The following is an 11,471-nucleotide window of genomic DNA, read 5'->3' on the forward strand; positions in this document are numbered from 1 at the left end:
ATGGGTGGGACCGTCCGGGGCCGAGTGCGCCCTTGCCGTGGTGCGGGCCGAGCGGGTGTGCCGCGCACCGGGCGCACGGGCCTAGTCGGAGGTCTTGGGGTCGAAAGCGTCTCGGAGGCCGTCACCGAACAGGTTGAACGCGAGCACGGTGATGAAGATGGCCAGGCCGGGGAAGATGATGAAGTAGGGGGCGGTGGCGTAGTAGTCGACCGCCTCGGAGAGCATCTTGCCCCAGCTGGGAGTGGGCGGGTTGATGCCGACGCCCAGGAAGCTCAGGGCCGCCTCGAACAGGATGTTCGTGGGGATGAGCAGGGTGGAGTACACCACGATCGGGGTGACGAGGTTCGGCAGGATCTCCTTGAACAGGATGTGCCGGTTGCTCGCGCCCAGGCTCCGGGCCGCCTCGACGAACTCCCGCTCGCGCAGGGAGAGTGTCTGGCCGCGCACGATGCGCGCGATGTAGGGCCAGTTGAAGAACCCGATGATGAAGACGATGACGCCGACGCGCAGTCCGTTCCCCTCCAGGCCGAGGAAGCCGTTGGGGATGACGCCGACCAGCGCGATCGCGAAGAGCATCAGCGGGAAGGCCAGGAAGATGTCCATGGCGCGGCTGATGACGGTGTCGATCCAGCCGCCCTTGTAGCCGGCGATGATGCCGAGCAGGGTGCCCAGGACGACGCACAGCAGGGTGGACAGGAACGCCACCAGCAGGGAGATCTGCGCGCCGTAGACGATGCGGCTGAACAGGTCGCGGCCGGTCTTGGGCTCCAGGCCCAGCAGGTGGTCGCCGCTGATGCCGCCCCAGGTGTCGACCGCGGGGAGCGGCTGGCCGGGGGCCGGCTCCCGGTTGTTCGGGTCGGCGTAGGGCAGGCCGGTGTTGGGCTCCATCAGGTCCTGGTTGAACTGGGTGGGCGGCTGCCCGAACCACTTGACCAGGAGGGGCGCGAGGATCGCGGCCAGGATGAGCAGCACGACGATCACGCCGGACACCATCGCGACCTTGTCCTTGCGCAGGCGCTGCCAGGCGATCTGGCGCAGGGACCGGCTGTCGGCGTCACCGCGCCCACCCGGCGCCTTGACGCCCGCGGCGGCGGCCTCGGGCCGCTCCGCCGACTCTGGGGCATGCGAGGGCGCGCTCATCAGGCCACCACTCTCCACTCATACGCTTCTGGCCGAGGGGGGACAGAGCCCACACGTGAGGCCTGTGGGGGGTGACCCATGCGGGTCTCACGGGTGGGGCCGGCCGGTTCTCGACGCTGGCTGGCGTGGGCGCCGGGTCCGCGGTGCGGGAGGATGACCCGTCACCGTGGGCCCCGCCCGCGGAGGTGTCCGGTTTCATACGAGGAGTTGGACACGACCACAGGACGTTCCGCCCGGGTTGTTACACAGCGACAAACCTACTCGCCCCGTGGGTGCATATCGTCCAATCTCTGGCCATGTAGCTAAATCGTGACAAAAGCACGGAAAAGTCTCATATAACTACAAATGCCTAGATAGCTCGCATTCGTCGGATGACCGCCGCGAGCTGGGGAGACACGGGTATATCGCCGGGCCAACCATACGTGCGTGATCCACCCACGTCATCACCGGGTCGGACAAGCTATGGCAAGTGCTATGAGTCCGCCCATGTCGATACGTTTCCGTTACTGTACGGAGTCCTTCCTGTTTGCTGGGGGTCCTCCAAGCATGGGGTTTCTGTCACCCTCTGTGATTACGGACGACCCCTGGGGCACCAGTGGCCAGAGGGGCGTAAGATGCGCGGTCACCCCCGACACGCGACGGGGCCGCCCCGCGCGGTGCGCGGAGCGGCCCCGGACGACGGACCGGCGGTCGGGCTACTCGATGCCGTGCTTGCGGAGCAGGTCCTCGATGTCGCCGAACTCGGAGAGGTCGTCCTGCTTCTTGCCGCCCTTGGGGGCGGCGCCCCCCACCTGTCCCTTCGGGGCGGTCGGCGCTCCGGCCGCGGGGGGCGCGGCGGCCCCGCCCTCCTCGGCGGCCCCGGGCTCCCTGGCCCGGCCCCGGGTGCCCACGCCGCGGGCGCGCATGAACCCGGAGACGACGTAGAGCACCACGGCCAGCCCGGCCAGGGCCACGCCGGCCCACACCATCGGGTTGAAGATCAGGCCCATCAGGATGCCCAGGATGCTGAGCACGAACTGCCACACGGCGTTCATCAGCCCCAGCAGCCCCGCCGCCAGCGGCACCAGCGACCAGGCCACACCGCGCAGGCCCGAGGCCGGGCCCTTGGCCCGCCACACCAGGAAGCTGATGACGAGGCCCACGAGGGTGAGGCCGCCGCCCAGGATCACACCGGTCATCGTCGTCAGAGTGTCAGGCATGGCACCAGTCTCCCACTCCACACCGCCGCGCACATCGGGCCGATCCCCTAGGGCGATCCCCCCATCCGGGCCCTCTACCCGGGCCGGCGGGGCGGTGCGGGAGCCCGCTGGTCACCACCGTACCCGCGGCGGGCCGGCCCCGCCGGGACGGCGCACCACGGGCGGCGGGTCAGCGGTCGGCGACCAGGGACTCCAGCCACTCCAGGTCCACGCCCACCAGGCCGTCGCGGAACACCACGCCCTCGCGCGGCGGGATCTCCACGTGGTCGGGCACCGCGACGGTGACGCACCCGGCGTCGGCCGCGGCGGTCACGCCCACCAGCGAGTCCTCGAAGGCGACGCAGCGGCGGGGGTCCACGCCCAGGCGGCGGGCCGCCCGCAGGTAGGGGTCGGGGTGGGGCTTGTTGGCCTCCACCTCGTCGCCCGCCACCGAGTCGTCGAAGCTCTCCAGGCCGATGCCGTCGATGGCGTCGGCGACCAGCTCGCGCTCGGTGGAGGTCACCAGCGACACCGGGACCCCGGCGGCCGACAGCATGCGCACCAGTTCCTTGGCCCCCGGGCGCAGCCGGGCGCCGCCCGAGAGCTTGGTGCGGAAGCGCGCGTACAGCAGGTCCGCGACGTCGCGCGGGGTGAGGTGGTCGGCGCCGGTCAGCTCGATGATGTAGCGGCCCACGGGCTCGGCGGCGTTGCCCACGTTGGCCTCGTGGTCGCGTTCGGTCCACACCCCGCCGAGTTCGGCGACCGTCTCGGCCTCCGCCTCGTTCCACAGGTGCTCGCTCTCGATGAGCGTGCCGTCCATGTCCAGGAGCACCGCCTGTAGGCGGCGCTCGGCGGTCGGGTGCGGGCTGCTGGTCTCGGTCATGCGCTCGGCGGCGGCCCCGGGCGGTGCGGGCGCGCCGCGCTCTCCCCTCGGATGCGGTGGTCTCGTCGGCACGGCGGTCGGCCCTCCATGCTGGCCGGTCGGGGGTGCCCGCCCGTGAAGCCGGGCTGTCGCCGTCCTTTCCACCGTACGAACTCTCGGCCCGCCGCGGGGGGCCGAGGGCCGCGTATCCGCCGAGAGGTGCCCCACACCCGCGCGGGCCCCGTGTCCGGGCACGGCCGCGGCCGGGCACGGGGCCCGGCCGCGGTGCGCTGTTCTCCAGGGGAGGTCAGACGTTGAAGTACGTCGCCTCCGGGTGGTGGACCACGATCGCGTCAGTGGCCTGCTCCGGCACCAGCTGGAACTCCTCCGACAGGTGCACGCCGACCCGCTCCGGCTCCAGCAGGCGCATGATCTTGGCCCGGTCCTCCAGGTTCGGGCAGGCGCCGTAGCCCAGCGAGAAGCGGGCGCCCCGGTACCCGAGCTTGAAGAACGCCTCCAGCTCGGCCGGGTCGTCGCCGGCGAAGCCCAGCTCGGCGCGGACCCGCGTGTGCCAGTACTCCGCCAGCGCCTCGGTGAGCTGCACCGACAGGCCGTGCAGTTCGAGGTAGTCGCGGTAGGCGTTCTTCTCGAACAGCTCGGCGGTGGCCCGGCTGATCGCCGACCCGACGGTCACCACCTGGAAGGACACCACGTCCAGCTCCCCCGACTCCTTGGGCCGGAAGTAGTCGGCCAGGCACAGGTGCCGGTCGCGGCGCTGGCGCGGGAAGGTGAACCGGGTGCGCTCGGTCCGGCCCTCCTCGTCCAGCACCACCAGGTCGTCGCCCTCGCTGTAGCAGGGGAAGTGCCCGTGCACGACCGCGGCCTCCAGCAGGCCGTCGGTCTGGATGCGGTCCAGCCACATCCGCATGCGCGGGCGGCCCTCGGTCTCCACCAGCTCCTCGTAGGAGGGGCCCTCGCCGCCGCGGGCGGCCTTGAGCCCCCACTGGCCCATGAAGGTGGCGCGCTCGTCCAGGAACGCGGCGTAGTCCGCCAGCGGGATGCCCTTGCTGATCCGGTCACCGAAGAACGGCGGGACCGGCACCCGGTTGTCGGTGGCCACGTCGCTGCGGGCGGGCATCTCCTCGGGCTCGGTGACCTTCAGGGAGGCGCCCCGCTTGACCCGCCGCTGGCGCAGCTCGGGCAGAGCGGCCCCTTCCTCCCCGCGCTTGACCGCCATGAACGCGTCCATCAGGCGCAGGCCCTCGAAGGCGTCCTTGGCGTACCGCACCTGGCCGTCGAACACCTCGGCCAGGTCCTGCTCCACGTAGGAGCGGGTGAGCGCGGCGCCGCCCAGCAGGACGGGGAACCGCTCGGAGATGCCCCGGGAGTTCATCTCCTCCAGGTTCTCCTTCATGATCACCGTGGACTTGACCAGCAGCCCGGACATCCCGATGACGTCGGCGCGCTCGCGCTCGGCCGCCTCCAGGATCGCCGACACCGGCTGCTTGATGCCGATGTTGACGACGTCGTAGCCGTTGTTGGACAGGATGATGTCGACGAGGTTCTTGCCGATGTCGTGCACGTCGCCCTTGACCGTGGCCAGGACGATGCGGCCCTTGCCGTCGGCGTCGCTCTTCTCCATGTGGGGTTCGAGGTAGGCGACGGCGGCCTTCATGACCTCGGCGGACTTGAGCACGAACGGCAGCTGCATCCGGCCGGAGCCGAACAGCTCGCCGACGGTCTTCATGCCCGCGAGCAGGGTGTCGTTGACGATGGACAGGGCGGGGCGCTGCCGGAGCGCGTCGTCGAGGTCGGCCTCGATGCCGGTGAGCTCGCCGTCGATGATGCGCCGCTCCAGGCGCTCCCACAGCGGCAGGGCGGCCAGCTCCTCGGCCCGGGAGGCCTTCATGGACTTGGCGTCGACGCCCTCGAACATCTCCATGAACCGGGAGAGCGGGTCGTAGTCGCCCTCGCGGCGGTCGTAGACGAGGTCCAGGGCCACCTCGAGCTGGTCCTCGGGGATCTGGTTGATCGGCACGATCTTGGAGGCGTGCACGATCGCCGAGTCCAGCCCCGCCTGGACCGCCTCGTGGAGGAACACGGAGTTCAGCACGATGCGGGCGGCGGGGTTGAGGCCGAAGGACAGGTTGGACAGGCCCAGGGTGGTCTGGACCTCGGGGTAGCGGCGCTTGAGCTCGCGGATGGCCTCCAGCGTCTCGATGCCGTCGCGCCGGGTCTCCTCCTGGCCGGTGGTGATGGGGAAGGTGAGGCAGTCGATGATGATGTCGCTGGTGCGCACCCCCCATTCACCGGTGACCTGGTCGATGAGGCGGGAGGCCACCCGGACCTTCCAGTCGGCGGTGCGGGCCTGGCCCTCCTCGTCGATGCACAGGCCCACGACGGCGGCGCCGTGCTCCTTGACCAGGGTCATGATGCGGGTGAACCGGGAGTCGGGGCCGTCGCCGTCCTCGTAGTTGACGGAGTTGACGACCGCGCGCCCGCCCAGCGCCTCCAGTCCCGCCTCCAGCACCGGGGGCTCGGTGGAGTCGAGCATGATCGGCAGCGTGGAGGAGGTGGCCAGCCGGGAGGCCAGCTCGCGCATGTCGCGCACGCCGTCCCGGCCGACGTAGTCGATGTTGAGGTCGAGCAGGTGGGCGCCGTCGCGGATCTGGTCGCGGGCCATCTCCACGCAGCCGTCCCAGTCCTCGGCGAGCATCGCCTCACGGAACTTCTTGGACCCGTTGGCGTTGGTGCGCTCGCCGATGGCCAGGTAGCTGGCGTCCTGGCGGAAGGGGACGCTCTGGTAGAGGGAGGAGGCCGCGGCCTCCAGGACGGGCCGGCGGTCCTTGATGCCGCGGCCCTGCACCCGCTCGACGACCCGGCGCAGGTGCTCGGGGGTGGTGCCGCAGCAGCCGCCGACCAGGCTCAGGCCGAACTCGGAGGTGAAGGTGTCGTGGGCGTCGGCCAGCTCCTCCGGGGTGAGGGAGTAGACGGCGCCGTCGGGGCCCAGCTGGGGCAGGCCCGCGTTGGGCATGCAGGAGATCGGCAGCCGCGAGTAGTGCGACAGGTAGCGCAGGTGCTCGCTCATCTCGACCGGGCCGGTGGCGCAGTTGAGGCCGATCATGTCGATGCCCAGCGGCTCCAGGGAGGTCAGCGCGGCGCCGATCTCCGAGCCCATGAGCATGGTCCCGGTGGTCTCGATGGTGACCTGGGCGATGACCGGGACGTCCCGGCCCAGGGCCTTGCGCGCCCGGTTGGCCCCGACGACGGCCGCCTTGACCTGGAGCAGGTCCTGGCAGGTCTCGATCAGGACCGCGTCGGCGCCGCCGTCGATGAGGCCGCGGGCGCACTGCTCGTAGTGGTCGCGCAGGAGGGAGTAGGGGGCGTGGCCCAGGGTGGGCAGCTTGGTGCCCGGGCCCACGGAGCCCAGCACGTAGCGGGGCTGGTCCGCGGTGGAGTAGGAGTCGGCCGCCTCACGGGCGATGCGGGCGCCGGCCTCCGCGATCTCGTAGGTGCGGTCCTCGATGCCGTACTCGGCGAGGCCGCCGTAGTTCGCGGAGAAGGTGTTGGTCTCGACACAGTCCGACCCCACCGCCAGGAAGGCGGCGTGGGTGTCGTGGACGATGTCCGGCCGGGTGATGTTGAGGATGTCGTTGCATCCCTCGTGCCCTTGGAACTGGTCCAGGTCGAGATCGTGCGCCTGGAGCATGGTCCCCATCGCGCCGTCCGCCACGACGACTCGCTGGGAAAGTGCTTCACGGAAGGTCAGGCGAGCTTTCATAGTCCGCAACTCTAATCTCGGGGCACCCGGGGGATCCGGTGCTCGACCCCCCGTATCCCCGTGTCCGATCGGTGGCTTGTGGGGTGCCCGTGCCGGTGCAGTCCGGCTCTCCCCGTCCCGTGGTCGCGTGCCGAGCAGTGGCGGGCTCGGTCGGACCCGTGGAGCGGTGGCGGCGAGGCCGCCGGGCTGGTCGCTCACTGGACCCGTCCGTGGTGCGGTCGGGTCGATGCGGCCGGGGACAACGGTGTCCGGATCAGTCGCTGCACCGAGGCTACAACATCGACCGTTCCGGGACCTGAGACGGATGTCTTACATCGTGTCCGGGCGGCGTGTCGTACACGGCGCCGGGGCGGGAGAGCGCGTGCTGTGAATAACCGTTCCCTCCGCGGGGTGCCACCCCATAGGGTGGACTGCGTTCGTGTGCAGGAAGGGGCCGCCGAATGACCAAGCTCACCCGGGAACTCGTGGACCCGGTGCTGGTGGCTGCGTTCGAGGGCTGGAACGACGCGGGCGAGGCCGCGAGCCTGGCCGTGGAGCACCTGGCCCGGGAGTGGGACGCGCAGGAGCTGTGCTCCATGGCGCCCGACGACTACTACGACTTCCAGGTGACGCGGCCGCGGCTGACGGTGGTCGACGGCCAGGTCGGCCAGGTCGAGTGGCCCACCACCCGGGTGCGGGTGGCGCGCATGCCGGGCGGGCGCGACGTGGTGCTGGTCACCGGGCCCGAGCCGAACATGCGGTGGCGCTCCTACGCCGCCGACCTGCTGTCCATCGCCCGGGGTCTGGGCGTGCGACGCGCGGTGATGCTGGGGTCCCTGTTGGCGGACGCCCCGCACACGCGGCCGATTCCGGTCACCGGCATGGCGTCGCCGCGCGAGCTGGGCGCGGAGATGGGACTGGACGCCACCACGTACTCGGGGCCGACCGGCATCGTGGGCGTGGTGCACGAGGCGTTCTCCTCCGCCGGGACCGAGGCGGTGTCGCTGTGGGCGGCCATCCCCCACTACGTGGCCCAGCCGCCCTGCCCCAAGGCGACCCTGGCGCTGCTGGCCTGGGTCGAGGACTTCCTGGACGCCAAGGTGCCGCTGGGCTCGCTGCCCGAGGAGGCGGTGTCCTGGGAGGCGGGGGTCAACGACCTGACCGCCGAGGACGAGGACATCGCGTCCTACGTGCGGGGCCTGGAGGAGGCCAAGGACACGGCCGAGCTCCCGGAGGCCTCCGGCGACGCGATCGCCCGCGAGTTCGAGCGCTACCTGCGCCGCCGCGACGACGAGTGAGCGACCCCGGGGAGGGGCGGACGGGGCGGCCCGGTCCGCCCCTTCTCCGTTCTCCGTGCCGTTCACCGCAGGACGTACAGCCTGACGGTGTTGGGCGGGCCGACGATGATGGGCGTACAGCGGTAGTCGGTCCACTCCCCCGCCTCGAGCCCCCTCCGTCCGGCGTAGTCGCAGGAGGTCCGGCCGCCGGGGCCGAGGATGGAGCTGTAGGTGCCCGCGTACTCCCAGGCGGGTTCGGCCGCCGGGGCCGGGTCGGCCCACGCGGGGGCGCTCTCCGCGAGGAGCGCCAGCGGGAGGGTGAGCAGGAGGGCGGCTGCGCGGCGCGCGAAAGGAACAGGCACGGGTCTCCTCCGGGGTGCGGGCGCCCGGGACCGTCCCGGGGCCTGTCCCAGGGTCCGCCGCCGTCCTCACAGGCGGCTCACGGGCGCTCACACGCGTCCGGCGGCCGGGGCCGCCGTTCCCGGTTCCCTCGGTTCCGCGGTCCCCGGTCCGGGGCGCCGTGCTCCCGGGCGCCCCCGGACACCGGTGCCCGCCGGAACGTCCCGGGCCCCGGCGGGCGGGCCCTACCGGCGCAGGTGGCGCCACTCGCCGCTGGCGAGCACGGTGGCCCAGGCCCCGGCGATGCGGGCCAGGCCGCGGCGGACCTCGTCCACCACGGCCGGGGCCAGCTGCTCCTGGGAGGGCTGCAGGCGCACGGTGACGCGCAGGCCGTCGAGCACCTTCTGGCCGCGGGCCAGCGCCTCCTGGTCGGGTTCGGCGGCCTGCTCCAGGACGGCGCGGATGCCCTCGCGCAGGGCGATGGCCTCGTCCAGGTCGGCCAGGGTGATGGGGATGGCCCCCTCGGCGGCCAGGCGGTGGGCGCGCAGGAAGTGCGCCAGGTCGGCCCGGTCGCCCAGGGCGGCGCCGGTCGAGACGAAGGCGGCGACGAGGTCGGCCGCCGGGCTGAGTCGTACGGGGGATTGGGGCTGCGTCTTCATGGGGGGTATCCCACCACGCTTCGGTAGCGGATTTTGCTGAACGGCGGGGCCGGTGGCCACAGGTGGTCACCGCCCGCGTTCACATCGGACCGAAACCGGACGAACACCCCCGGTACGCCCGGGATGTCCGCGGTTTCATCCTGCCCCGAAACCGGGTTCGCGGTCGGCCGGTTCGCGGTCGGCCGGTTCGCGGGCCGCACGGCCGCCGCCCGTCGGGGCACCGGCGGGGACGCCGGGCCGGGCGTCGTCCGCCCCGGCGGCCGCGAGGGCCCGCACGGCGTCGCGGTCGCCGGGCAGGCCGAGCCGTTCGAGCAGCGCCGCGAACCCGGTGGCGTGCGCGCCCGTCCAGGGCAGGGCGCTGTCGGCGAGCACGCGCAGGTACTCCCGCTGAACCCGGCCCGGCCGTGCGGGCGCCCCGGCGGGGAAGGCCGCCTCCAGCATCGGCCCCAGGTCGGCGCCGGCCCGCAGCGCCGGGGCCGCGGGTGCCAGCGCGCGGAACACCGGCAGCATCCGCTCGGCGTCCCCGGGCCCGCAGCGGCGGGCGGCCTCGCGCAGGAGGGTGGCCCGCACGCTCCCGGAGAAGTACGCGGGCCGCTGCGCGAACCACGCGTCGGGCACCTCGGGGCCGCCCGCGGCCGCCAGCAGTTCGGCGAGCGCGGCCGGGTTCCCGCGCTGTCCCGGGGCGAGCGCCGCGCAGGCGCGGATCGCCGGGTCGGAGTGGGTGAGGAACTCGGTGGTGTCCCCGCCGGTCTCGCCCATCACCAGCACGATGACCGCGCCCTCCTCCCGGGTCTCGGCCATGTCGGCCGCCCCCGACAGGTCCGGGGCCGGTCCGCCCAGGAGGGCGAGGGCCCCCGCCGCCTCCACCGCGCGGATGCGGGTGGTCCCGTCGTGGTGGGTGAGGTGGGGGCGCACCGCCGCGTACAGCTCCGGGGCGGCGTCGCGCAGCGCCACCGCGGCCTCGTGGTACATCAGTGCGTGGAGGACCTCGTCCTCCCAGATCCCGAGGGCCTCGTCCTCGTCGTCGGAGGCCAGGGCCGCGTGGACCCGGTCGCGTTCGGCGGAGTCCGGCGCCGGGGGCGCGGGCTCGCACAGGTGGCCGGCGACGCCCTCGGCGGCGTCGCGCAGGAAGCCGAGCAGGTGCGCGCGCAGGGACGCCGCGCCGACGGGCGCGTCCAGCCGGGGGTCGGCCAGGACGCCGGCGACGTACCGGGCCGCCGGAACCGTCGCCGAGTAGACGGTGCCCTGGTGGATCACCGCGGAGTAGAGGTGGTCCAGGGCCCGGGAGCGGTCCGCCGGGTCGTCGGAGAGCAGGAGGGCCAGGTGCCCGGGCACGTCGGTGCCCGGCCCGTAGGCGTGGAAGGTCCGGTTCCAGTCGGTGGCGGCGAGTACGTCGGTTCCTGTGCTCATGCCTGGATCGTGACAGCGCCCACCGACGTTTCCGGGCCCCGGTCCCGGCCGCGCGGACGGGGGCCGGCGGGCCGGGGAACCGATCGGCCGGGGGCGGCGTCCCAGGGGACGAACGGCTTCTCCCCCGTCACCCCTGCACCGGACCCCGGATCCGGAGAAGCGGACCACCCGCACCCTAGGCTGGGAATCCCCTGATGACCCGCAGCACCGCCATCCCCTCCCCGACCGCCCCCGTGCTCGCCAGAGCGACCGCCGCGATCGCCTCCCTCACCCTCGCCACGGCCCTGACCTCCTGCTCCTTCTCGGTCGGCGAACTGGAGCCGGTCGGCGGTGAGGAGACCGCCGCGGCGGAGCCCACCGCGGCCGCCGAGCCGGACGCCCCCGGGCAAGGCGAGGAGAGCCCGGCCGCCGAGGCCCCCGGCGCCGGGGAGTCCGGCGCCCCGGCCGAGGGGCTGCCCATGGACGCCTCCGAGGCCCAGGCCTGGGCGGAGGACGTCTACTGGCTCAGCGGCTCCGGGGAGGCGTTCTACCGGCTCGACTGGACCGCGTCGGCCTCCACGGCCCTGGAGCTCACCCACTCCGGCAGCAGCAACTTCATCATCGTGGCCTACGGCGCGGACGGGGAGCGCTACGCGAGCATCGTCAACGAGATCGGCTCCTACGAGGGCGGCAGCACGTTCGGCGACCTGCCCCTGCTCGACGGCCCCGAAGCGGTCGAGTTCGTCCACATCCAGGCCGACGGCGCCTGGACCATCGGCCGCTGACCCGGCGGCGGTCCGCACGGGTCGAAGCCCCGAACGCGCCTGCGGCCCGGCCGTTTCCGGCCGGGCCGCGGGCGCGGTGCCG

At 72.9% G+C, this 11,471-nt stretch carries 9 protein-coding genes; 2 read left to right on the forward strand and 7 right to left on the reverse strand.

What is annotated here, in order from left to right:
* Positions 1 to 81: 81 nt before the first annotated feature.
* The 4 genes from K1J57_RS29865 to metH form a co-directional block, all read right to left on the reverse strand.
* Positions 82 to 1,140, reverse strand: coding sequence for an ABC transporter permease (locus K1J57_RS29865; protein WP_220562029.1), 1,059 nt, complete (start codon positions 1,138 to 1,140; stop codon positions 82 to 84).
* A gap of 695 nt (positions 1,141 to 1,835) precedes the next feature.
* Positions 1,836 to 2,339: a cellulose synthase gene (locus K1J57_RS29870; RefSeq protein ID WP_255646705.1), complete on the reverse strand. Its 504-nt coding sequence runs from the start codon at positions 2,337 to 2,339 to the stop codon at positions 1,836 to 1,838.
* Between the two features lie 169 nt (positions 2,340 to 2,508).
* On the reverse strand, positions 2,509 to 3,201 hold the full coding sequence (locus K1J57_RS29875; protein ID WP_220562030.1) for an HAD family phosphatase: 693 nt from the start codon (positions 3,199 to 3,201) through the stop codon (positions 2,509 to 2,511).
* Between the two features lie 286 nt (positions 3,202 to 3,487).
* Positions 3,488 to 6,961: a methionine synthase gene (gene metH, locus K1J57_RS29880; RefSeq protein WP_220562031.1), complete on the reverse strand. Its 3,474-nt coding sequence runs from the start codon at positions 6,959 to 6,961 to the stop codon at positions 3,488 to 3,490.
* A 440-nt stretch (positions 6,962 to 7,401) separates the two neighbouring features.
* On the opposite strand from metH, the gene K1J57_RS29885 reads away from it, so the two are divergent.
* On the forward strand, positions 7,402 to 8,238 hold the full coding sequence (locus K1J57_RS29885) for a PAC2 family protein (protein ID WP_220562032.1): 837 nt from the start codon (positions 7,402 to 7,404) through the stop codon (positions 8,236 to 8,238).
* Between the two features lie 62 nt (positions 8,239 to 8,300).
* On the opposite strand, the gene K1J57_RS29890 is transcribed toward K1J57_RS29885, so the two are convergent.
* The 3 genes from K1J57_RS29890 to K1J57_RS29900 all read right to left on the reverse strand — a co-directional run bounded on the left by K1J57_RS29890 (position 8,301) and on the right by K1J57_RS29900 (position 10,625).
* A complete protein-coding gene (locus K1J57_RS29890; RefSeq protein ID WP_220562033.1) occupies positions 8,301 to 8,579 on the reverse strand; it encodes a hypothetical protein in 279 nt (92 codons plus the stop codon).
* Between the two features lie 222 nt (positions 8,580 to 8,801).
* Positions 8,802 to 9,215 carry an ABATE domain-containing protein gene (locus tag K1J57_RS29895; RefSeq protein WP_220562034.1) on the reverse strand — a complete coding sequence of 138 codons (414 nt, stop codon included), beginning with the start codon at positions 9,213 to 9,215 and terminating at the stop codon, positions 8,802 to 8,804.
* A gap of 135 nt (positions 9,216 to 9,350) precedes the next feature.
* A complete protein-coding gene (locus K1J57_RS29900) occupies positions 9,351 to 10,625 on the reverse strand; it encodes a hypothetical protein (RefSeq protein ID WP_220562035.1) in 1,275 nt (424 codons plus the stop codon).
* A 194-nt stretch (positions 10,626 to 10,819) separates the two neighbouring features.
* On the opposite strand from K1J57_RS29900, the gene K1J57_RS29905 reads away from it, so the two are divergent.
* Positions 10,820 to 11,389 (forward strand): hypothetical protein, encoded by a 570-nt coding sequence (locus K1J57_RS29905; RefSeq protein WP_220562036.1) that lies wholly within the window; start codon positions 10,820 to 10,822, stop codon positions 11,387 to 11,389.
* Positions 11,390 to 11,471 lie beyond the last annotated feature (82 nt).

The organism is Nocardiopsis sp. MT53, assembly GCF_019598965.1.
GTDB classification, from domain to species: domain Bacteria; phylum Actinomycetota; class Actinomycetes; order Streptosporangiales; family Streptosporangiaceae; genus Nocardiopsis; species Nocardiopsis changdeensis.

Coding starts and splice junctions, on each gene's coding strand:
- K1J57_RS29865 (WP_220562029.1), bottom strand. CDS start 1,140: ATGAGCGCGCCCTCGCATGCCCCAGAGTCGGCGGAGCGGCCCGAGGCC.
- K1J57_RS29870 (WP_255646705.1), bottom strand. CDS start 2,339: ATGCCTGACACTCTGACGACGATGACCGGTGTGATCCTGGGCGGCGGC.
- K1J57_RS29875 (WP_220562030.1), bottom strand. CDS start 3,201: ATGACCGAGACCAGCAGCCCGCACCCGACCGCCGAGCGCCGCCTACAG.
- metH (WP_220562031.1), bottom strand. CDS start 6,961: ATGAAAGCTCGCCTGACCTTCCGTGAAGCACTTTCCCAGCGAGTCGTC.
- K1J57_RS29885 (WP_220562032.1), top strand. CDS start 7,402: ATGACCAAGCTCACCCGGGAACTCGTGGACCCGGTGCTGGTGGCTGCG.
- K1J57_RS29895 (WP_220562034.1), bottom strand. CDS start 9,215: ATGAAGACGCAGCCCCAATCCCCCGTACGACTCAGCCCGGCGGCCGAC.
- K1J57_RS29900 (WP_220562035.1), bottom strand. CDS start 10,625: ATGAGCACAGGAACCGACGTACTCGCCGCCACCGACTGGAACCGGACC.
- K1J57_RS29905 (WP_220562036.1), top strand. CDS start 10,820: ATGACCCGCAGCACCGCCATCCCCTCCCCGACCGCCCCCGTGCTCGCC.